The following is a 21,294-nucleotide window of genomic DNA, read 5'->3' on the forward strand; positions in this document are numbered from 1 at the left end:
TCTCTCCTTCACAAATGAAATAACATCAACTGTGATTCGATAAATTATGAAATTTCAGCAATCAGATATCAATGACAGCAACTGGGAACTCTGCGCTTTAATCTGCGAAAGAATTGTCGCCAGTCCCCAGCAGCGTATTACTTTTGCTGAATATATGGATTTGGCATTATATCATCCGCAGCACGGTTATTATAATGGCGATCGCCCGTCGATCGGCAAACAAGGCGATTTTATCACGTCGCCTCATTGGAGTGCTGATTTTGCGGAGGTTTTGGCAGAGCAGTTTGTGGAAATGTGGGAATTTCTCGATCGCCCTTCCAATTTCGCGATCGTAGAAATGGGCGCTGGGCGCGGAACTTTCGCCGTAAATGTGCTGGAATATCTGCAACGGCAACATCCCGACTTATTTAAAACTTTAACATACATAATTGTTGAAATTTCGCCAATACTTCAAGCGGAACAACGCCAAAGATTAAGTGATATTAAGTGCGTCAAGTGGTGCAATTGGGATGAGATAGTTAATAATTCAATTGTCGGTTGTTTCTTTTCTAACGAGTTAGTGGATGCTTTGCCAGTGCATCAATTCATTCTGGAATCAGGGCAACTTAGGGAGATTTACGTTGCCGCAGAAACCCCAAAAAATGAACAAGAAGAGATAAATTTTATTGAAGTAATTGGCGAAGTTTCCACGCCTAAAATTGCCGAATATTTGGATCTTGTAAGCATCGATTTGTCGGCGAGTGTTTACGGGGATGGTTATCGCAGTGAGGTGAATTTGGCGGCTTTGGACTGGATGAGTACAGTTGCTCAAAAGTTGCAGCGGGGATATTTGTTAACTATTGATTACGGCCATCCGGCGCACCGCTATTACAATCCGAGGCGCAGGGAAGGGACGCTACAGTGTTATTATCTGCACCGATATCACAATAATCCTTATATTAATGTGGGGCGGCAGGATTTAACGGCTCATGTTAATTTTACCGCGCTGGAAAGGCAGGGTGAATTGTGCGGTTTGGATGTGGTAGGGTTTACTCAGCAGGCTTTGTTTTTGATGGCGTTGGGTTTGGGCGATCGTATTGCTTCTCTGTCTACAAATGATGCGGAAGCATTGGATTTGGCAACGTTTTTGCGGCGCCGGGAGGCTTTGCATCAGTTGATCGATCCGAGGGGTTTGGGGGGTTTTGGGGTTTTGGTGCAGTGTAAGGGGTTGAGGGAGGAGGAAAAGGGGAGAATCTTGAAGGGTTTGAGAGTGCCGGATTAGTTATTCGATCGATTTGCTTATATCGATTACGCAAGCTTACTCAACGGCGGAAATTCCCATTTTCCCGAATATAAAGTAGATGGCAGCTTTAAACAATAAGCAGCAGGAATTACTTCGATCAGCCACCAATTAAACATATCTCGTCTGGCTTCAGTAAAACCACAAATGGCATCACCAGTAATCGCATCATACAGAATATCTAAGATGGCATTATAAGCTGTTTTCGTATTGAGTGTTTGCAGCAAGCCGTAAAAGATATTGTAAGCTTCGTCAGTAGCTTGATATTTTCCGATTTTGTTGATATTAGGAAACAAGGTATCTGCCCAACTTTCTGGGATTTCACAACTATGCTTCAGCCAACAAGATACAATTCCTTGAACGATATCAGCCTTGTGTTCTTCAGGAAAGTAATGTTTAATGGTCGGTTTGGCTGCTAATGCTATTCCAAAAGCCATATAGACGTATCGCTGATGGGATATTGGATCATTAGGCATTCCAAAGGCTGTCATTACTTCTACAAAAGCTTCTTCTACATTGCACTTTCCACCTCTTTCGTATAAATCGCGATACTTTCTGTCCCAAACTGTATGAAGTGTTTGTTGTAATTGCTCTGGAATATATGAATTGTTGGGCAACTTGAAATCGGTGTAATGACCTCTGTCAAACTGTATCATTGACTTCCCTCCTTAATGTATTTTTCTTAATCGTAAACTAGGAGCAAGGTAATATTCAGCTTTATATCACCTCCATTCTACCTTGCCCAGAGAAGCCAGTAAAGCCCTGGTAAGCTCTACTGACTTTCTATCCTGTACTTCTAACGATATGGCTGCTTGTAGAAGATAATCACTTGAATATTCGGAAACTTCATTTTAAAGTCCTCATCACAAGTAATGTTGCAACCCGAACACATCTCTCTCTCAGTGTAGAGGTAGAGTATTCCTTCTACCTCCAAAGAAACATCATCCCTTTCCAAGTGTTCTGCAAGTGCATTGAAAATCTTGTACTCAGCGTGTTCTTTGTTGTTGCAGGATGCTATTCTGTCAAGCCTTGGCTCAAAAAACAACTTTGGCCCATCCTCTTCACCTGGAATATTTAGAGGGTCTGCCTTGCTGGTAGCTTCTTCGCTATAAACTCGGCCAGTTTCTAGTTCTAGTATGGCAACCGCAGAATTACCAGAAGTAAGTTTTCTAATATAGAACGCTCGAACATCTTGAGCCTTAGTCCGCAGTTCCTCTACGATGTCCGTATACTTCTCAGGTATGTCTTGGGGATCTTCGTAATGAGGTGTGTTTCTATAGGGGTTTCCTGTAGTTAAGTTTTGTTTCACGCGATTAAATAGGGGTTTCCTGTAGTTAAGTTTTTTTTCAGGCGATTAACTTAATTTTAAGTTTAAAAATAAAAATATATATAACCTGACTTAGACGTAAGCTTAAAGCCTCGTCTGACTCAGGTATTTTAATTATACCACACTTTCAAGTTAACTGCAAACTCTGCTGGAATCCCTCGGATTCAGCCCATTTTAATCGTTGTTGAATTGACATCCCCTGCAACTTTTTACTCATTTCATATAAATCCACTTTAATATAATCCCCCTTAAATAGCGGAATTAAAGCCTCAACAACAGCAGCAATTCCCTGCGGCGGCACTGCATTGCCAATCTGCCGCCGCACTTCAGTGGTAGAACCTTCAAAAACAAAATCATCGGGGAATGTTTGCAATCTTGCTCTTTCACGATTTGTCAAAGAACGCGGTTCTAAATAATGATAACCCCAGGTTCCGCCACCTCCACCAGCAATGATTGTTGAGGATGGTTTATCTGGATGAATTCGTCGATAAACGTGACTGATCATGCCTTTGACATAGTATGGACTATTCTTGGGAATATCAGAAAAATTGCCTCCCGGTTTAATTCGATTTAAAATTTCCACGGTGCGGGATTGAATTTTATGATGTTTGTTATTGTCAAGAACTGCTTCCACATTTTTGAGCGCTTCGCCCGCAGTTCGATAGGGATTATTACGATTTGGCCCGTATTCTGGCTGAGGATGCACAAAGTTAAATCCTGTATCCATCCGAATGCCAACTAATAACACTCTTTGGCGAAATTGGGGAACTCCGTAATCAGCAAAGTTGTAAAGTTTAGGTTTAACTAAGTAGCCTGGAGCGATACTTTCAAAGTCAGAAATTATTTGTTTTATTGCTTGATAATTATTAGCACTTAATAAGCCTTTAACATTTTCTGCTACAAAAGCTTTGGGCTTTTTTTTATTGACAAAATCGAGAAAGTATGTATATAAATTACCTCTGGTTCCTTCAAGTCCGGGACGTTTCCAAATAAGGGAGAAATCTTGACAGGGAAACCCTCCTATACATATTTCCGCTTCGGGAACTTGTGCAATGTCTATATTTTCAATGCTGTCGTTGATGATGACATCGGCAATGTTTCTGCTGAATGTTTTGCAGGCGTATTGATTGGAGTCGATCGCCCAAACTAGCTCAAATCCGGCTTGGTGGAATGGCAAATCCATGCCGCCGCAACCAGAAAATAAGGATATGAGTCGCGGTTTTTTTGTCCAGGCGATCGGCTGGCGACGTTCGATTAACATAGGAGTGTAAAGTTAGCCAAGGGCGGGCTGGATGCCCGCACCACAAGAGTGTCATCATACCAAAACACGATCGAACTCGACTCATCAATTGATATTTCACTCTTCATCATCTAACTCGATCCCGGCTTGACGAAGTTTTTCGGCCAATCTTTCAGCGCGGAGTCTTTCGCGATCGGCTCTTTCTTCCGACCACAGCAACAACTCGCCTTCTGCATCCCACCATCTCAACCAACAGCCTGTTCTCCCTTCGTGGGTTCCTTCCCAAACTCCTAAAAATAAGTCTAATCCCGGTATCCAATAACGTCCGTTTTCATCGGGTTTTTGCAAGTTGTAGTGCTCTGATTCTAAAGCGTAAACTTCTAAATGAGCTGTTTTTGCTCGGAATATGACGTATCTGGGGACTTTGATTACTTGCTCGTAAAAATACCACTTTCCCACCCGCGAGGTAAATTCAACGGAGTATTCTTCTCCATAGGTTTCTGAAAGAAACTCCATCACGATTTGGGGGATGGTTCCTTCTGTGTGTGGCGTGTAACTGCGGCGTACTTGAGAGACATTTTTTGGATTGACGGGTTTCACGTACATCCAATCTGGCGCTTTGCAGATAATACGCTGTTCGTCGCTGGTTGAACCTGGGAAACTAATTCCGGCACACAAGGCAAAGTTGGAAACAATTAAGGCATCCTGCATTAATTCGGGAAATGCTGTTAGCGGCTGGCGCAAAGCGGCGGCTAATAATGGTTGGCTTTCGTCTTCTACGGGGTCGTCTGGTAGTTGAAAATCTTCTGGTAGTAGCGGCCAGGTGATTGTGAGTTTTGTTTCTAGGTTTTTAGTTGCTACAGACATAGTTTATCAGAGGTTAAATGTTTTAATGCTTAAATTATATCTCTTGGTTTTTGGGATTAATGTTAATGGCTTAATGACGAGGCAGAGCCTCGGGATATGCGTTACCGGGCAGAGCCTGGTAACGAGGAACCGAGAGTTTTAAGGGTTGTTAATTTTCTGCTGTAGTTCGGTGGTCATTGCTAGTAGTTCTGATTGCCCGATCGCACTTTGTTCACCACTCGCCAACCACTTCAATTGTACCGTCTCGTTCTCAGCTTCCGCATCTCCCAAAACTAAACACCCAACCGCACCGCTTCTATCGGCTCTTTTAAACTGTTTCCCAAAAGCACTGGCGCTCAAATCTATCTCTACACTAAACCCAGCACTTCGCAATTTTTGAGCTAACAATACGGATTGCTGTTCTGCTTTTTCGCCCCTGGATACCAAATAAAAATCCAATTTTTGGACTGGCAAAGGTTGCAACTTTTGCAGCAGGATAATCAACCTTTCGATACCCATTGCCCAGCCGACTGCCGCCGTATCGGGTCCGCCCAATTCCTTTACTAAACCGTCGTAGCGGCCGCCTCCGCAAACTGTTGCTTGCGCTCCCAAATCGTCGGAGATAATTTCAAATGCGGTGTAGGTATAGTAGTCTAAACCGCGCACTAATCTGGGATTTAACTGATAGCTAATTCCTAAGTTTTTGAGCATTTGCTGCACTTGCTCGAAGTGCGATCGCGATTCCTCTCCCAAATAGTCCAAAATACTCGGCGCACCAGCTACAATTTCTTGAGTGCGCTGATTTTTGCTGTCCAAAATCCGCAGCGGGTTTCGAGTCAAGCGATCTTGAGAATCCGCGTCTAATTCGTCTTTGTGCGGTGTAAAATAATCTATCAAAGCTTGCCGATAATTTTGTCTGTCTTGCTTATTTCCGACAGAATTAATATCGAGGCGCAAATTTTTTAAACCGAGGGTTTGCAGGATGTCGCAGGCGATCGCAATTACCTCGACATCCGCACGAGGATTCGCACTCCCCAAGACTTCCACGCCAATTTGATTGAACTGCCGCTGTCTTCCCTCTTGCGCGCGTTCGTAGCGAAACATCGGCCCCGCATACCACAGGCGCTGCACGTCTCCTGCTGCGTACAAACTGTTTTGAATAAAAGCTCGCACTACTCCGGCGGTGCCTTCTGGACGCAAAGTAGTCGATCGATCGCCCTTATCCTTAAAAGTGTACATTTCTTTGCCTACAACATCGGTAGCTTCGCCGATGCCGCGTTCAAATAAAGATGTCTGTTCAAAAATTGGCGTCCGAATTTCTCGATAAGCCGCTTTTTTTAAAATAGTTCTAGCGACTTCTTCTATATTTTGCCAATATTGAATTTCAGCGGGCAAAATATCCCGCGTTCCCGGTAAAGTTTTAATTGCACTCATTTTGTTAGTCAGTTGTCAGTAGTTATTAGTCAGTAGTCATTAGTCAGTAGTTATTAGTTGTTAGTCAACAGTCAACAGTCAACAGTCAACACCTAACAATTTCCAATAACTAATGACTTAATAATTCCCACGCTCCGTAACGATCGCCATAATAAGCCAAAATGCGATCGACCCGCTGGCGACCTGCCAAATCGAACCCTTCAGGATACTGTATCCACAAACCCCCAATTTGGCTGTCGCCGTAATCAAACCGCTGCGACTGCTGCGGAATTAAACCGGTTTGCACCCCTTCAACTTGACGCAAATGGACCGCCACTTCGCGATACACCGCCAGCGGCAATCCAGGGCTTTGAATTTGATAGCGGAGTTGTTTTTCTTGTGCCGTTTGCATCATTTCTTTGCCTGTACCCAACCTGATCCCCTAATTAAGATACTTCTTTATCGATGGGCCGCGGTAAAGGGCAGCAGTTAATATTGTCCAAACATACCTTTCCCCACTGCAACGCCCAGCGTACAAGCGTAACTCGATTGTCAGCGCGCGTCTTATTCAAGATATTGCTAATGTGGTTGTCAACAGTACGCTTGCTAATCTCTAACTTTTCGGCGATTTTCTCATTAGTCAATCCCGCCGCTACTAACTCTACCACTTGCAATTCTCTGTCCGACAGGGTGACAGGGGTCCCAGAGACAATCCCACTCATAAACTTTTCCTATGTCTGCATATTTACCTATCTACAATTCTAAAGGATGAGGGATCGAGTATGAAGAGAAAATTAAATTTGCTGTGCTACTATTTCGGGCCCGAAGCACCAACTCGCTTCCAGAATCGCCAGGAGTGTCAACCTCGCGCTGACACAGCAAGACGCACAGCCACTTGCACTGCTTGTGCGTCGGGTGGCGGATGCTGCCTTTACCTACGCCCATCTGACATCCGGGTCAAACCCGCAGATGTTTTCAGGTAAAACAACTGATACGCCCGCACTGCACTTGTGCGTTGAGCGAGTAACTGCCAGTATCAATAAGTCTGATATTATAGGATCAGCCATAAAAAAATAGCTTGCAATTTTTCTGGGATGGGTTAAAAATCATTATTGACCTGTCTACTGCTGGTCTAAAATCTCACATCTCAAATCTAAAATTTCTATGACTTATCCTCGCGTTCTGTGTCTGGGTGAAGTTTTATTTGATTGTTTAGCAGACCAACCAGGACTATCTCTCGAAGAGGTAGAATCTTGGACGGCATATCCCGGTGGTGCTCCTGCTAATGTTGCCTGTGCTTTGGTTAAATTGGGGACGGCGGCGGGATTTATCGGTGCTGTAGGTGAGGATGAATTGGGGGATTCCCTAGTGGAGGTATTGCAAGAATTAGGGGTTGATATCGCTGGAGTGCAGCGCCATCCGAGTGCGCCGACGCGGCAAGTTTATGTCTTGCGGAATGAAGCGGGCGATCGATCTTTTGCCGGTTTTGGCGAATTCGATACTGCGGATTTTGCCGACACCCACCTCCTCGCTGCACAACTACCCGAGGTGCTGTTTGAAAATGCGGATTTTTTAGTGCTAGGCACTTTAGAATTAGCTTATCCTGAGAGTCGAGAGGCGATCGCCAGAGCGATCGAACTAGCAGAACAGTACGACGTTAAAATTATACTTGACATCAATTGGCGTCCGGTGTTTTGGTCAAATCCAGACGAAGCAAAAGCGCACATTAGAAAACTATTAAAAAAAGTTGATTTTGTCAAGTTATCTGAGGAAGAAGCCGAATGGTTGTTTGACACTAGCGACGCTGGAGCTATTACCTACCGCCTCGATTCCGTAGAAGGCGTTGTGGTGACTGCGGGCGAGAAAGGTTGCGCCTATTGTATGTCGGAAAATGAAGGAAAAATCCCCGCCTTTAAAGTAGATGTTGAGGATACAAATGGTGCCGGCGACGCATTTCTGGCTGGTTTTGTCAGCCAATTGTGCAAGGTGGGAATTAAGAGTTTAGCCGATCCAGAAATAACAAAAAAAGTTGTAACTTATGCGAATGCGGTAGGTTCGATGACAGCGATGAAACCCGGGGCAATTAAAGCTCAACCAACCGCTGCTGAAGTAGAAGCTTTCTTGTATTTGTACAAACATTAGCACGCCACACCTCTCCCCCGGAAACGGAGAGGGGACTAAATTTGTTTCACAAACCCGGAAGCTGAAAAAAAATAATTCTTATACTAAACCCCCGTTACAAAGCTTCGATAAGACTCGGCGTTTGGAATCCCTACTATACCAACTTTCGTCCTAGCTGACAGGGACTAAAAAATAAACAAGTATTTAAGCGAGATTGGGTATTAGAGGTTTTATTGTGGGCGATTAACCGCACTTCAGATGATTTCTAATTTGGCGCAAGATTACCTCTAGCGGTTGCGAAGCATCTATGATAATTGCATCTTCTGGTTCTTCGAGAGTGTCTAACTGACTTAACAACAAGTCTGCTTTCATGTAGTGATTTTCGCGACTTGTTAACCGGGCTGCCAATAGCTGAAAAGAACATTTGAGATAAACAATTTTCATCCGCTGTTGGTCGCGGCAGAGCATTTCGCGGTAAGATGCTTTTAAAGCAGAACAAGCCAAAACCACATTTTTATTTTCTAACAGCCACCTGTCTATTGCCGCTTGCAATTGTAATAGCCAAGGAAGGCGATCCGCATCTTCTAAAGGAATGCCGCGACTCATTTTCTCGATATTAGCTGATGGGTGAAAATCGTCGGCATCGCTGAAATCCCAGTTGAGAGATTGCGCCAGCAACTTGCCAACAGTAGTTTTGCCAGAACCTGAGACTCCCATCACGATTGTAATCATCACGTTTATTTACCGAATACTTGCAATTTGATCGAGTTGTGCGATCGAGAAACCGGGTTTCTTAAGTGGTTCGATGAATCATACAATTATAAACACTTCAACAAACCCAGTCTATTTCTAATTCTAGAGCAATTTTATTCCCGAGTGGGTCTAAGGAATTCACAATTATTAACTTGGGTTCTTTCCTAACTTTGTGATGAGAATTTTACTTATTGTTGCTGATTATCCGATCGCACTTGCAGCTAAAATATCACTGCTAACCGACTGGTACATCGCACTGGAGAAGGGGCGAAAGTCTCGCCCATCGACGGTAATCTTGCACAGCAAGCGAAACTGTAGCGGCGCTGGGGGTTGATTGAGGCGATCGACTTCTACGCGAACCACTTCTGGGTGCTGCGACATAATTTCAAAAATATCCTCCACAAGATAGCGCTGACAATAGCCGACAATCCAGTGATCTTTAGTACACAGAAGGAGACGGGAAACGCCCGGATTTTGAAATTCGTGGGCTAAGTACAAAAATTCGCCCACTTGAAGCCGATTAATCCGTTCAATTGCCGACTTTGATAGGTATCGCAGTCCATCCGCAAAAAAATGGATACAGTAACGTCCATTTTCATCTGGTTCGGGACAAGGGAACACCTCAAATTTATCAGTTGCCCGTTTGCCTCCGCTGCGCGCCAATAAAGCAATTGGGTCATGTTCGTGTTCAGGGATATTCAACCACTGTACAAATTCAGGGTAGTCAGGGCGCGATCGCGACATCACTCGATTAGAAAACAACGAAAACACTTTCTGTGAAGTGTAAACCTTATTGAAATTCGGGAAAGATGGCAAGGGTTGAAACCCGCACTTAAGTTTAGCTTCTAGGACACCATTTGTATAGTTGAACTGATATTCTTTACCGTTAAATGTCAATCGACCAATCGGAAACCAAGAACCGCTGCACGGGCTTTGCCAAGCCAAAAATAGTGTTTTCAAAACAAATCTCCTGTCAATTCAAGCAGTGCACACCTTACCCAATGATAGGGTCGCGCTCGGCGGCGCGCCTTACCGCTATAAGTAGCCTGTCAAACCAATTTTTACGTAAGCCCTGTGAATGTATTCTCTTAGTCTATAGGAAATGGCATCAAAATTTGGTATTTTTGGCTTTCTGCCAGGACGACAGCAGCACCAATCAACTGAATAAACATCTTTTTTAACCAGAAGCTAAAGCTAAAATAATACCACAAATGCGGACAATAACTTAAACTGTACTTAACAGGATTGTAGTGAATATAGTTTAAATGCCGTCCAAAATCATCTTGTTTGCAAATAGGATATCCCCAAAAGCGCCGATCCCAAACATCGCTTTCTCGATTTTGGCGACCAGAAAACGAGATATTTTGAACCCAAGTTCCTTGACCTCGCAAAAATTGTGTAAATATAACTTTTATCTCTCCAATATGCTTGCGATGGGGAGTATGATTAGGAGGTAATTTTCACAAAAAATGAATGTAGTCTGGCATTACAACTGCCCAATAATTTCCAAAGGTTATTCTGATTTAACCGCCCATACAGCAGTGCGGAGTCGCAAGACATTTTCTGAATCGAACAATAGCGGTGTGCGATTCTAGGTAACAAGCGTTAGGGATAAACTTCCACCAGGAAGCTAAAATCGGCGATAGTTTGGCATTAATATCGTCATCCTACTTTTTTATAGGTCATTTTACACTCATTTTTGCGGGTGCGCCGAAGCATACCTTACATTCATCTCGTAGGGTACTCTGCAGCGCACCTTCCAGGGGCCTCCGGGTGCGCCGCAGAGTACCTTACATCAGCTACTTTCTAACACAGGAATTCGCGCGGATCGGTGACATACCCAGTCAGGGCAGAAGCCGCCGCCGTATAAGGCGAAGCCAGATAAACTTGCGCTTCTTTATTCCCCATGCGGCCGGGGAAATTGCGGTTAGTTGTAGATACACAAATTTCTGGTTCGTTCATCCGCCCAAAAGTGTCTTTCGGACCACCCAAACAAGCGGCGCAAGAAGGTGCTGCGGGCTCGATGCAGCCTGCGGCTAAGAAAATTTCCGAAAGCGTTTGACCTTCGTATTTTGTGACAAACAAATCTTCGTAAACTTTCTGAGTTGCTGGTACTAAATAAGTCGGAACTTTGACTTGATTTCCTTTCAGAATGCGGGCGGCATTCAGAAAGTCGGAGGTTTTGCCGCCGGTGCAGGAACCGATGTAAACTCGATCGATCTTGACATCGCGGCAATTGCGGGCTAAGTCGCGGTTGTCCGGGGAGTGGGGTTTGGCGACGACAGGTTCTAATTTGCTGACATCGTAGGTGCGATCGCTATAAAATTTAGCATCCCCATCGCTGTAAAATGAATCGAAGGGTTTATCAGTCCGCGAAGTAACGTAATCAAACGTAGTTTTGTCCGGCGCAACCGTGCCGTTTTTACCACCAGCTTCAATCACCATATTGCACAGCGTCATCCGTTCTTCCATCGTCAAACGCTCAACTGTATCGCCGGCAAATTCCATTGTCCGGTAGTTAGCACCGGCAACGCTAATATCACCAATAATCTGCAAAATCAGGTCTTTTGCTAACAAATAATCCGGCAGTTCACCGTTGAACACAAAGCGCATGGTTGCGGGAACTTTGATTAACAGTTTGCCGGTTCCCATGATAAAAGCCGCGTCTGTATTGCCGATACCGGTGGCAAATTGTCCGAAAGCGCCGGCATTACAGGTGTGGGAATCTGTGCCAAAGAGCACTTCGCCGGGCCGGGTGTGGCCTTCTTGTGCTAGGGCGATGTGGCAAACTCCTTTATAGTCGGGATTTGCTTTGAAGTCCGATCGATCCGTGATGTCGTAAAAGTATTTTATCCCCTGTTCTTTGGCAAAATCGCGGAGAATATCGACGTTGCGGTTAGCGCGTTCGTCGTTGGTGAAAATGTAGTGGTCGGGAATGAGGACGATTTTGTCTGGGTTCCAGACTTTCGCATTCTCACCGAATTCGCGTTTGAAAACGCCGATGGTGCCGGGTCCGCAGACATCGTGGGTCATCAACACATCTGTTTCTACCCAGATATTTTCTCCGGGCTCGACTTTAGTGCGCCCTGATGCTTTGGCTAATATTTTTTCGGTCAGAGTCATTCCCATAGTTCGATCGCTCTTTTTTATTAGATGCTACATAGTGTATTGTAAGCGAAACATTCCCTGTTACCCAAGATACTGAGGCCGGAAAATGTTTCGGATGTACTTCCAACTTTAGGGAACTGTCCAGCTTTATAGCAGTTTTCAATTGTATTGAATACCAATTGTAGGGCGGGAAATCCCCACTTTACGAAATTATGCGTAATGTTATGTGTTGTTAAATAATTAGAGGGAATTATCCAAATGTAAAGTATATTTGACGGTAACTTAATTTAAAAATTCAGTTAGGACATGACCAAATTTTTGTAATAATTTATCGAGAGGTCGAAGGGAGAAATTACTAGGATTGGCGACAAAGTTTAACCTTTTAAATTGCAGCTATTACAAAGCGATCGCACTTCGGAATTCGCAGCGATCGCCCCAAAAACCCGATCGCTGAAAATATCGGCTGCGGGAACTGCGATCGGCACTCTGCTAATCCTATGAGCACCGCCGGTTGAAGCTGTTAATCTGACATTCGTCAGCGATCGCGCGGCCTTGGGAGGTACTGATAGCGTTGATTGGTCGATTATAGGGCCAGTCCAGCCACCGTTTAAAGTATTGCCCAATTCCTTCTCAGTCAGGATGTCATATTTCCCCATCTAGGCACTACAATCCCCACAACTCCATCAGGATACAGAATTTTCTGATTTTTGTTTGACTCTCTAGCTTTTAGAAGTGGGGTGTCATTTTCAGACAATGGTGCATCAAGCATCTTGGCAACTAAATCAGCCCCAACAATCTAGCTTGTGTCTCACAAGCTAGATTGTTGGGGCTGATTAGCCACGTTTAGGGCTAAAGATACTTTAAAATCCTTAACATAATTGTATTTTACAGCGCCTATTTACGCTTATCCACTCCCTGTACGTTAAATACAGGATCGGGTACAACCTCAACAGACGTCATCATTGTAACTGCAAAATCAGATGCAAAATCGACTTTATGCAGTCCACCAATTACTGTCGCTTCAGAATCTTCGCTAAGTTCGCTCCACAATTGATTTGACTTATTTTTGGTTAAGGAAATGTCGGCTAGCTTTTGACTCCCATTTTTTTGAGCTGTTTTAGTGTTGCAAATCATAAATTTTATCTCCTTTGGGGAAATGCTACATTTAGCGCCATTTTACTAAACACCCCCTTCCCTGTCTTGCACGTTCTTGCCGTTTTTACACGTTCTTGCTACAAATTGCAGCGTGAGGTCAGGTATCTCAAAGTTGGATTATCAATACCAATACCTAACACCCCCAACTGCTACAGCTTGATTAGGATAGACACATATTCTGGCTTAGGGCTTAAAAATGCTACAGCTAGGCGAAGATAAACGCATATCCTGAGCCAGAGCCTGAAACTGCTAAGGTCATTAAATAGTCCCAAGCGCGTGACACATGGCTTTTGTTGTTGCCAATAGTTAGGAGGTGGCGGCTATTTTTCCGACGGTCTTCTAAATCTTTTTCACTTCGACAAAGACTTAACAGCGCGTCGAAAAAATCCCGTTAGGGGCTTAGCCTCAGACGTTGCTGCCGTCGATGGTCAAATTTTTCTTTATAAATAATTGTCCCGAAGTAGCAACAATTGAAACATTTGCAGGCCCAATAATAGTGTTCCCTAACGTTTCTCGGTATTCTCCTGTACCGCCGCTTAATGCCGCTTGAGAGGTTTCATCAAGTTCGCTCCACAGTTTATTTAATTTACCTTTTTCTAGGGAAATGTCTGTCAGCTTTTGACCAGCATTTTTTTGAGTTGCCTTAGTGCTGAAAATCATCGGTTTTATCTCCTTTGAGAAGCTATTTATTTTTACCTGAGTGTAAAAGTTTTGGGCGAAACAAATGCAATGACCCCTGTTCTATGCTCATTGTCCCACTCTAATTAATGATTATTAATAAATGCCGTGTTCTCCACCAATAAAGGGTCTCCCCAGCTAGAGTTACGGCAAATATTCCCACCGCTTACTGCTGCTTGAGAAGTTTCGTCAAGCTCGCTCCACAGTTCGTTCAGTTTACCGTTAGTCAAAGAAATGTCTGTCAGCTTTTGACCAGCATTTCTTTGAGCTGCTTTAGTATTGAAAATCATTGGTTTTATCTCCTTTGAGGAAATACTACATTTAGCGCCATTTTACTAAACACCCCTTCTGTGTCTTGCACGTTTTTGCTATTTTTACACATTCTTGCTACAAATCACAGCGTGAGGGTAAGTATTGATAACAGTCTTTATGAATACCTCACGCCCCCAACTGCTACAAGTTACCTAAAGTATTCAGTAAGGGTTACCGGCAGTGTTATTAGTAAATGTCGTGTTCTTAACTGCAAGCCCGTCATTCTCCGCAAGCCATTGAACCGCTCTAGCCCCAAATGAAACTCCACCGCTTACTGCTGCTTGAGAGGTTTCGTCAAGTTCGCTCCACAATTCATTTGATTTATTATTGGTCAGAAAAATGTCGGCTAGCTTTTGACTACCATTTTTTGGAGTTGGTCTATTTCTAAAAATCATAAATTCTATCTCCTTTGGGAAAATGCTACATTTAGCGCGCTATTTTACTAAACACCCCTTCCCTGTCTTGCACGTTCTTGCTGTTTTTACACATTCTTGCCACGAGTTGAGTCAGGATAATGTCATATTCTGACCCAATACAAGGAGCTAGAGGACGTTTATAGTTCGTATGAAAAACCTAGAAATACCCGTAGGTATGATACCGATAATAATGCCTCCAGTAATTTGTTGTTCGTCTTTTTCCGACAGTTCAGTTAACTCAACAGGTAGATTTTCTAGAGTGAGGCGGTTGGCTGAATTGTTCGTTTGGGTTGTCAAGTTTTTCTTATTCATCAGAGTTTTTACCTTATTGGTTTGGTAGCATTCTGGCACAAATTTAAAAAAAAACCAACTCAGCCTTACCCTGCAACCCGCATTCCTTGAGGTACACCCTGAAGCGATTTTTCCGATGGCCGGTTTTTTAATTGTGACTACGAAAAAGACAATGGCGGCCAGTCGTAAAAATCCCGCTAGGGGTTTACGCGGGGATACGACAATATCCCCGCCTAAGACTTGTAACCGTTACCTATCCACAAAATCTTTGTCATTCGTGTTGCCCCTGTCGTCAAAAGAAATCAATGCACCTCCATTAAAGAGTGACCCACTGAAATTATTGGACATCTTATCTGACGGTTTTGTATCTACAAAAAGGGTTTGCCCACCGCTTACTGCTGTTTCAGAAGTTTCGCTGAGTTCGCTCCACAGTTCGTTCGATTTAACGTTGGTCAAAGAAATGTCGGTTAGCTTTTGGCCGGCATTTTTTGGAGTTGGTCTATTTCTGAAAATCATAAATTTTATCTCCTTTGGGGAAATACTGCATTTAGCGCCATTATACTAAACACGCCATTACCTGTATTGCACGTTCTTGCTGTTTTTACACGTTCTTGCCACAAATTGAGTCAGCATATCGGTATATCCTGAGTCTGCCGTACCAATTTAAAGTCTTTGGTCGAAAAATGGGTGTTTCCTGACCTTGCAGCTAGTCATTTCTATCCCGGCCAGTGAGAGCAACCTGTCCGATATGACTTAGGGCATAGGTGTCAACTTAAGCTGTCAGCCTGCCCACCCGGTAGTCCGCTAAGAAATGAATTCCACGGGGCTTATAGCTAAAGTCCACAGCGAGGAGGACTAATGAGTTTAAAAGGTTTTCTTCTCAGGCCTATGCAAGAGGACTTTAGCTTTGAGGCAGGGGTTGAAACCCCTGTCGGACTATCGGTTTAACGTTAAGTTGACACCTATGAACATTTCTGTGTTCCTACAGTTATCAGGTGCAATTAACCGAATATGAGATACTTTATGGATGCAAAAAATCTAAATGTTCCCCCGGAATTTGGCTCAAATCTTGGGGATTTCCTGTTAGTTTGAGTTCACCCCTATCGAGCAGTACAATCAAATCGGCGCGCTGAATGACTCGGGGACGGTGACTGATTAAAATAGTCGTTTTGCCCTGACGAGCGGCTAATAATCGATCGAGCACTTCAGTTTCAGTTGCCGGATCGAGAGCTCCAGTCGATTCATCTAAAATCAAGACGGGCGGGTCGGTGACAAGGGCGCGGGCGATCGCCAATCTTTGCCTTTGTCCGCCAGAAAGATTGGCGCCAAACTCGCCCAAAACAGTCTGATACGTGTCGGGAAGTCCGCTGACAAAATCGTCGGCACCGGCAATTTGGCAAGCTTTTACTATTTGTTCTAAAGTCGCGCTAGGGTAACAAAAGCGGAAATTCTCGACAATCGATCGGCTCCAAAAGTGAGCTTCCTGCGGCACGAGCACCACTTGTTCGCGCAGGCATTCTAGCGACAAATCGGATTGATTGTACTGTCCGAAGCGGATATTGCCGGATTGCAGCGCATACAAACCGGCAAGCAATTTTGCCAGCGTACTTTTGCCGCAGCCGGATTTGCCAATCAAAGCTGTCACCTTGCCGCCGGGAATCGTCAGAGAAAAATCTTTCAGCAAATCCACGCGGCCGATGTGGTGGAAGTTGAGGTTTTTGCAAGTAATATCGGCATCAGCGGGAATGTCGGCACGATCGCGCGGGGCGTTGTCCCCCATTTCTGGCGCGGTGTCGATGATGTCGCCGAGACGCTGGGTAGCAGTTTGAGCGCGGGAGAACTCGTCCATCAAGTTGATGGCGGTGCTAATTAGGGCGGTGAAGTTGCGGTTCATGCCGTTGAATGCCAGCAGTTGACCGACGGTGAGTTCTTGGCGAATTACCAGAATGCTGCCAAAACAAAGGACGGCAAGGGAACCGACGCCGGAGGCCAGAGTAGAGAAGACGCTGTTGAGGATGCTGATTTGTAACAAGCCGAAGGTAGCATTTGCCAGATGACCGAAGCGACTTTGCAATTCTTCCCAAGCTTGAGGTGCAGCATTGTTGGTTTTTAAAGTCAGGGCGCCTTTGAAATTCTCAACTAGGATGCCTTGGTTTTCCGCATCTGTGACCAAAACGTCGCGGGTTTTCTGTTGCAGGGCTGGCAGGAAGATTAGGGCTGACAGAGTTGTGAGGAAGGAAACGCCGACTGCAGCGACAGTCAGTTGCCAGCTATAGACCAGCATAAATCCCAGGGATACTAGGGCGATGAAGAATTGGCTGGGCAGGCTGGTTACTACCTGGGAGACTAGGAGATTGATTTCCCGGATGTCCCGCAGGCGGCTGACGATTTCGCCGCTGCGGTGCGATTCGTAGTAGCTGAGGGGAAGCCGCAGGATTTGGCGACCGAATTCGAGTGCGAGTCCTAGTTCCAAACGTTGAGCTAAGTGAGCTACTAGATTCGCCTGAACTAGGCTTAGCAGGCTGCTGAAGAGGATTGTGGCGGCGGTGGCGATCGCGATCGTAATTAACAGTTGGGTGTCTCTCCGCACCAATACGTCGTCGGTGAGTACCTGAATCAGCAGCGGGAATGCTAGAGAAAGCAGACCGATCGCCATGTTCAGCGGCAAAACTTCGGCAACTAAGCCGCGATAGTGCCAGACGCGCTGCAAAAAGCGCCCAAATCCCCCTATTCGGTCATTTGGCAGTGCGTAAAAACGGTTTTCGTCCGGCACCAGCAGCAGCATCACTCCATTGTTCCAAGACTCTGTGAGTGCCTCGCGGGTGAGGTAGCGCAGGCCTGCGCCGGGATCGGCAACTACATACTTTTTGCCCCGGCGGCCGTAGAGGACAACCCAGTGATAGCCTTTCCAGTGAATGATGGCGGGCAGGGGGGCTTCGTTGAGGCGATCGATCAATTCGGGCGTGGCTTTGACGGAACGGGCGTTAAATCCCAAAGCTTCTGCCCCGCGGCGCAATCCCAGCAGCGTTGTACCCAATTGTCCGGTACCGACAGCTTCGCGGACGCGGTTCATGGCCAACGTGCGCCCGCAGGATTTGGCAACGGTGGCCAGACAGGCGGCACCGCAGTCTTCTTCGCTGTGTTGGAGAACGATCGGATATTTCATAACAAGTTTGAAGCTTACAGGCTTATTTCCTCTGTTGATTTTTCGTTTTTCTGGGTATTTTGCGCCCCTAGAAGGCTTGATGATTAGACATCTCCAAAAACTCTTCTGGGGAGTAGGGGTTAGGCATCCTGCAGGCCGTTAACTTGCTTTTAACTTTTATGTATATTCAGAAATTTTAGTCGCCGATCGCCCAATCAAACGTAAAATTAAATAAACCGTAAAGTTGCACTATTATGACTTACGCATGAATTCTCTCTGTAGGGCGAAGCACAGCGCACCTTACCGCTACCAATAGTCTTGAAAGGCTGTTTTTGCGTAAATCCTAACTTCTAAAGAGAAAGATAGTTTTGTAGCGGGGAATACAAAATCATGTCTGAAGGTAAAGTTCTTTTTGTCGATTCAAGTCAAGAAAACCACTTCCCCGAGATATTTCCTCAGTTGCCGATCGCGAAGAGCGATCGCGCAATTTGGACTGGCATCAGTGTAGAATACCACCGCCAGCCTCCGTTTGAAACCCCTCAATATGCGATCGCCTCCTACCAGATCGGCATCAACCTCGGACAGAGTTTCCAATTGGAACGAAAGATTGACCGAAGGTGGGAAACCTCGCAAGTATTGCCAGGTGCGATCGGTCTTTGTCCGTTCAATCTATCTCACGAAATGCGCTGGCATACTGAAATGAATTTACTCTCTCTCAACCTCGATCGCGAATTCTTAGTTCGCAGCGCACTGGAGTTATTCAATACCGAGGAAGTTGAGTTATTGTGGCCGATGGCATTTCAAGATCCGTTAATCCAGCAAATTGGACTGGCACTCAAGGCAGAAGCGCAATCAGATGGCGGGGGCAGCCGGCTTTATGCAGAGACGATGGCGAATGCACTTGCCGTACATTTATTGCGGCATTATTCGACGCAAGGAACTCGAAATTTCGAGTGCAAAGGGGGAATGTGTCAACACAAATTGAGGTGGGTTCAAGACTATATCAACGATTATTTAGAACGGCAATTCAGTTTAGATGAACTGGCCGCGCTCGCGCAACTCAGTCCCTACCACTTTTCCCGCGCTTTTAAACAATCGACTGGACTAAGCCCGCACCAATACGTGATTCAACAGCGGGTAGAACGGGCAAAACAATTGCTGTTGCAGGGAAAGATGAGTTTGTCTGAAATTGCGATCGCCTGCGGCTTTACTCATCAAAGCCATCTCAATCGCCACTTCAAACGCTTGACTGGAGTGACTCCCAAGACTTTACTCAAGTCATAGCAAGAATGTGCAAAAACAGCAAGAACGTGCAATACAGGTAATGCGCCGTTTGTCATGATGCTACTAATTCAGAATTTCCACAAAGGAGATAAAACCGATGATTGCCAAAGATAGAGTAATTCAAAAAAACGATTCTCAAAAGCTAGCCGACATTTCCTTAAACAAGGATAAGTCAAACCAATTGTGGAGCGAACTTAGCGAAACTTCTGAAGCAGCAGTAAGCGGTGGTTCTACTCCGTATTATTGGGCGGGGGGGGACATATCTAAGGAGCCCGAATTCAATTCCAACCCGCCCAGAGGGGGCTGGGGTTGAGTCTAAGCAGACCTGAAAGCGCGAGCGAGTCTCAACTTATGAATGTCCATCAACAACGGCAACGGTCGCTGGCGAGCAACCTATGAGGCTCAACCAGCGAATAGATGCTAGCGAGCGTTGACGTTCTCTTTGACAGCGAACTCTCGCTGCTTTCTGATGTTGATACTCCTAACAGGAGTTCAGACGATCCAGGAGGCTCGCGCTCGTCCATGACCACAGTTTCCTGTCCTTACTGAGATAGAGACAACTCTAAAGTCGATAGCCCTATTTCACACGCTAGGGCTTGTAGTATGCCCAAAAGCTTCTTCAAGCCCTAGCAAGTAAGAACTTACGATAGAGGTAATGTGGCGTTTGCCACAATGGCGCTAACTCAGAATTTCCACAAAGGAGATAAAATCGATGATTTTCAAAGATATAGCAACTCAAAAAAACGATTCTCAAAAGCTAGCCGACATTTCCTTACCCAAAGGTAAGCCAAACGCATTGTGGCACGAACTTAACGAAACCTCTGAAGCAGCAGTAAGCGGTGGTTCATGGATGAGTTCACTAACCGTAACAAATTCAAAATTTACTAACCTACCACCCTCCCCTACTTATTTTGACTACGTTTTTTAAGCTGCCTATGTTCACTGAATCGCTGTAAGTCAATAGCTGCCAGTAAATGAGAACTTAACGTATTAACCAGGGACTTAAGTCCTTGGCTAATAGGTGCTTAAGTTGACACCAAGCAACAATTTTCTGTCCCTACTGAGATAGAAACAGCTCTAAAGTCGATAGCGCTATTTCACACGCTTAGACTTGTAGTATGCCCAAAAGCTTCAAGTTATAGCAAGCAAGAACGTGCAATACAGGTGATGAAAGCAATGCAGCCTAAAAAATCGCAAACTATACCAAACGATCCAAATCAAGCTTTATGGAAAGAAATCGGTGATGAGGTAACTGCTCAACTCTGAGCGATCGCCCTTGAATGCCGCTATCTTATTTGTGCGATCACCTCTCTCATAATTTGTCTGTTTGAAAACTCAGGAGGAGAAAAATGTTTCGCAAACACCAAACTAAAAATTTATCAAAATCAGTGTTGGATGTTAAAAAAATACATCCGCTAGTGATGGATTTAAACGAACAAAGTCAGGAATCAATTTCTGGCGGACAACTCCAAGAGGATTTCGCGGCTGAGCCAGCGCCTTCACCTGCGATCGCTCTCCCTGCTTTCCTTAATCAAGCCAACAAGGCAAAACAGTAGTAATTGTAACAGGAGGCTTGGAAATGCTTAATCAGTGTTCTTGGCTGAGCGATCGCGAACTTCAAGATATCTCAGATACGGAAGCTGATTCGAGCGCAGGGGGTCAAGTTAGCAAGGAGTAGTTTCAGAGAACTTACGCAATGGAGTAATTTTTACACTATTTGTGGTATAAAGTGGACTGAAGCCCACCCTAAGTATAGAGTTGGTGCGTAAGTCCTGTTTGAGAGCGATCGGGATATGTGGTGGATAGGTTTAATATTTCTCCGTTTATTCTTTCGCCCTTCAAGGAACGCTTAAGCTGTTCAGCATCTAAAACGCATATTGCATAGTATAATATGATGATATTTAGAAAAAGTCAATGCCTACTAAA

General features: G+C 44.8%; 27 protein-coding genes. 7 read left to right on the plus strand and 20 right to left on the minus strand.

Annotation, left to right across the window (positions count from 1 at the left end; translation table 11 throughout):
• Window positions 1–46: 46 nt before the first annotated feature.
• A complete protein-coding gene (locus tag QUB33_RS03100; protein ID WP_333347069.1) occupies window positions 47–1,261 on the plus strand; it encodes a class I SAM-dependent methyltransferase in 1,215 nt (404 codons plus the stop codon).
• 26 nt (window positions 1,262–1,287) lie between these two features.
• On the opposite strand, the gene QUB33_RS03105 is transcribed toward QUB33_RS03100, so the two are convergent.
• From QUB33_RS03105 to QUB33_RS03140, 8 genes are all read right to left on the minus strand, one after another.
• Window positions 1,288–1,935: a hypothetical protein gene (locus tag QUB33_RS03105; protein WP_333347072.1), complete on the minus strand. Its 648-nt coding sequence runs from the start codon at window positions 1,933–1,935 to the stop codon at window positions 1,288–1,290.
• A gap of 140 nt (window positions 1,936–2,075) precedes the next feature.
• Entirely contained in the window at window positions 2,076–2,588 is a 513-nt protein-coding gene (locus tag QUB33_RS03110; RefSeq protein ID WP_333347075.1) for a deaminase domain-containing protein, read from the minus strand.
• Window positions 2,589–2,733: 145 nt separating this feature from the next.
• On the minus strand, window positions 2,734–3,867 hold the full coding sequence (locus QUB33_RS03115; RefSeq protein ID WP_333347078.1) for a DNA cytosine methyltransferase: 1,134 nt from the start codon (window positions 3,865–3,867) through the stop codon (window positions 2,734–2,736).
• 96 nt (window positions 3,868–3,963) lie between these two features.
• Complete coding sequence (locus tag QUB33_RS03120) at window positions 3,964–4,713, minus strand: Uma2 family endonuclease (protein WP_333347081.1); 750 nt, start codon at window positions 4,711–4,713, stop codon at window positions 3,964–3,966.
• Between the two features lie 138 nt (window positions 4,714–4,851).
• A complete protein-coding gene (gene hisS / locus QUB33_RS03125; RefSeq protein ID WP_333347084.1) occupies window positions 4,852–6,126 on the minus strand; it encodes a histidine--tRNA ligase in 1,275 nt (424 codons plus the stop codon).
• 109 nt (window positions 6,127–6,235) lie between these two features.
• Window positions 6,236–6,517, minus strand: coding sequence for a hypothetical protein (locus tag QUB33_RS03130; RefSeq protein ID WP_190661939.1), 282 nt, complete (start codon window positions 6,515–6,517; stop codon window positions 6,236–6,238).
• A gap of 34 nt (window positions 6,518–6,551) precedes the next feature.
• Window positions 6,552–6,827: a photosynthetic electron transport-dependent transcriptional regulator PedR gene (locus QUB33_RS03135; protein ID WP_006633901.1), complete on the minus strand. Its 276-nt coding sequence runs from the start codon at window positions 6,825–6,827 to the stop codon at window positions 6,552–6,554.
• A 31-nt stretch (window positions 6,828–6,858) separates the two neighbouring features.
• Complete coding sequence (locus QUB33_RS03140; protein WP_333347087.1) at window positions 6,859–7,050, minus strand: hypothetical protein; 192 nt, start codon at window positions 7,048–7,050, stop codon at window positions 6,859–6,861.
• A gap of 219 nt (window positions 7,051–7,269) precedes the next feature.
• On the opposite strand from QUB33_RS03140, the gene QUB33_RS03145 reads away from it, so the two are divergent.
• Complete coding sequence (locus tag QUB33_RS03145) at window positions 7,270–8,247, plus strand: carbohydrate kinase (RefSeq protein WP_333347090.1); 978 nt, start codon at window positions 7,270–7,272, stop codon at window positions 8,245–8,247.
• A gap of 222 nt (window positions 8,248–8,469) precedes the next feature.
• Here the strand turns inward: QUB33_RS03145 and QUB33_RS03150 are convergent, their stop codons facing one another.
• The 12 genes from QUB33_RS03150 to QUB33_RS03205 form a co-directional block, all read right to left on the minus strand.
• Window positions 8,470–8,958 carry a gluconokinase gene (locus QUB33_RS03150; protein ID WP_333347141.1) on the minus strand — a complete coding sequence of 163 codons (489 nt, stop codon included), beginning with the start codon at window positions 8,956–8,958 and terminating at the stop codon, window positions 8,470–8,472.
• A 222-nt stretch (window positions 8,959–9,180) separates the two neighbouring features.
• Window positions 9,181–9,939, minus strand: coding sequence for a DNA-binding protein (locus QUB33_RS03155; RefSeq protein WP_333347093.1), 759 nt, complete (start codon window positions 9,937–9,939; stop codon window positions 9,181–9,183).
• A 128-nt stretch (window positions 9,940–10,067) separates the two neighbouring features.
• Entirely contained in the window at window positions 10,068–10,370 is a 303-nt protein-coding gene (locus QUB33_RS03160; protein ID WP_333347095.1) for a hypothetical protein, read from the minus strand.
• A 415-nt stretch (window positions 10,371–10,785) separates the two neighbouring features.
• Window positions 10,786–12,108: a 3-isopropylmalate dehydratase large subunit gene (locus tag QUB33_RS03165; protein WP_333077709.1), complete on the minus strand. Its 1,323-nt coding sequence runs from the start codon at window positions 12,106–12,108 to the stop codon at window positions 10,786–10,788.
• Window positions 12,109–12,461: 353 nt separating this feature from the next.
• Entirely contained in the window at window positions 12,462–12,743 is a 282-nt protein-coding gene (locus tag QUB33_RS03170; RefSeq protein ID WP_333347097.1) for a hypothetical protein, read from the minus strand.
• A 238-nt stretch (window positions 12,744–12,981) separates the two neighbouring features.
• Window positions 12,982–13,221, minus strand: coding sequence for a hypothetical protein (locus QUB33_RS03175; protein ID WP_333347100.1), 240 nt, complete (start codon window positions 13,219–13,221; stop codon window positions 12,982–12,984).
• A 426-nt stretch (window positions 13,222–13,647) separates the two neighbouring features.
• On the minus strand, window positions 13,648–13,902 hold the full coding sequence (locus QUB33_RS03180) for a hypothetical protein (protein ID WP_333347102.1): 255 nt from the start codon (window positions 13,900–13,902) through the stop codon (window positions 13,648–13,650).
• A 104-nt stretch (window positions 13,903–14,006) separates the two neighbouring features.
• Entirely contained in the window at window positions 14,007–14,210 is a 204-nt protein-coding gene (locus QUB33_RS03185; RefSeq protein WP_333347105.1) for a hypothetical protein, read from the minus strand.
• 183 nt (window positions 14,211–14,393) lie between these two features.
• Entirely contained in the window at window positions 14,394–14,627 is a 234-nt protein-coding gene (locus QUB33_RS03190; RefSeq protein WP_333347108.1) for a hypothetical protein, read from the minus strand.
• Window positions 14,628–14,774: 147 nt separating this feature from the next.
• Complete coding sequence (locus tag QUB33_RS03195; protein WP_333347111.1) at window positions 14,775–14,960, minus strand: hypothetical protein; 186 nt, start codon at window positions 14,958–14,960, stop codon at window positions 14,775–14,777.
• A gap of 228 nt (window positions 14,961–15,188) precedes the next feature.
• Window positions 15,189–15,455 (minus strand): hypothetical protein, encoded by a 267-nt coding sequence (locus QUB33_RS03200; protein ID WP_333347114.1) that lies wholly within the window; start codon window positions 15,453–15,455, stop codon window positions 15,189–15,191.
• Between the two features lie 505 nt (window positions 15,456–15,960).
• Window positions 15,961–18,105, minus strand: a complete 2,145-nt coding sequence (locus QUB33_RS03205; RefSeq protein ID WP_333347116.1) for a peptidase domain-containing ABC transporter — start codon at window positions 18,103–18,105, stop codon at window positions 15,961–15,963.
• A 369-nt stretch (window positions 18,106–18,474) separates the two neighbouring features.
• Between QUB33_RS03205 and QUB33_RS03210 the strand changes: the two genes are divergently transcribed.
• From QUB33_RS03210 to QUB33_RS03230, 5 genes are all read left to right on the plus strand, one after another.
• Complete coding sequence (locus QUB33_RS03210; RefSeq protein ID WP_333347119.1) at window positions 18,475–19,368, plus strand: AraC family transcriptional regulator; 894 nt, start codon at window positions 18,475–18,477, stop codon at window positions 19,366–19,368.
• A 97-nt stretch (window positions 19,369–19,465) separates the two neighbouring features.
• On the plus strand, window positions 19,466–19,681 hold the full coding sequence (locus QUB33_RS03215) for a hypothetical protein (RefSeq protein WP_333347122.1): 216 nt from the start codon (window positions 19,466–19,468) through the stop codon (window positions 19,679–19,681).
• A 104-nt stretch (window positions 19,682–19,785) separates the two neighbouring features.
• A complete protein-coding gene (locus tag QUB33_RS03220) occupies window positions 19,786–19,917 on the plus strand; it encodes a hypothetical protein (RefSeq protein WP_333347126.1) in 132 nt (43 codons plus the stop codon).
• Between the two features lie 163 nt (window positions 19,918–20,080).
• Entirely contained in the window at window positions 20,081–20,296 is a 216-nt protein-coding gene (locus QUB33_RS03225; protein WP_333347129.1) for a hypothetical protein, read from the plus strand.
• Window positions 20,297–20,717: 421 nt separating this feature from the next.
• The gene (locus QUB33_RS03230) at window positions 20,718–20,924 is read left to right on the plus strand and encodes a hypothetical protein (RefSeq protein ID WP_333347133.1); all 207 of its coding nucleotides are present in this window, start codon (window positions 20,718–20,720) and stop codon (window positions 20,922–20,924) included.
• Window positions 20,925–21,294 lie beyond the last annotated feature (370 nt).

Source organism: Microcoleus sp. B3-A4, from assembly GCF_036705385.1.
Lineage (GTDB): Bacteria > Cyanobacteriota > Cyanobacteriia > Cyanobacteriales > Microcoleaceae > Microcoleus.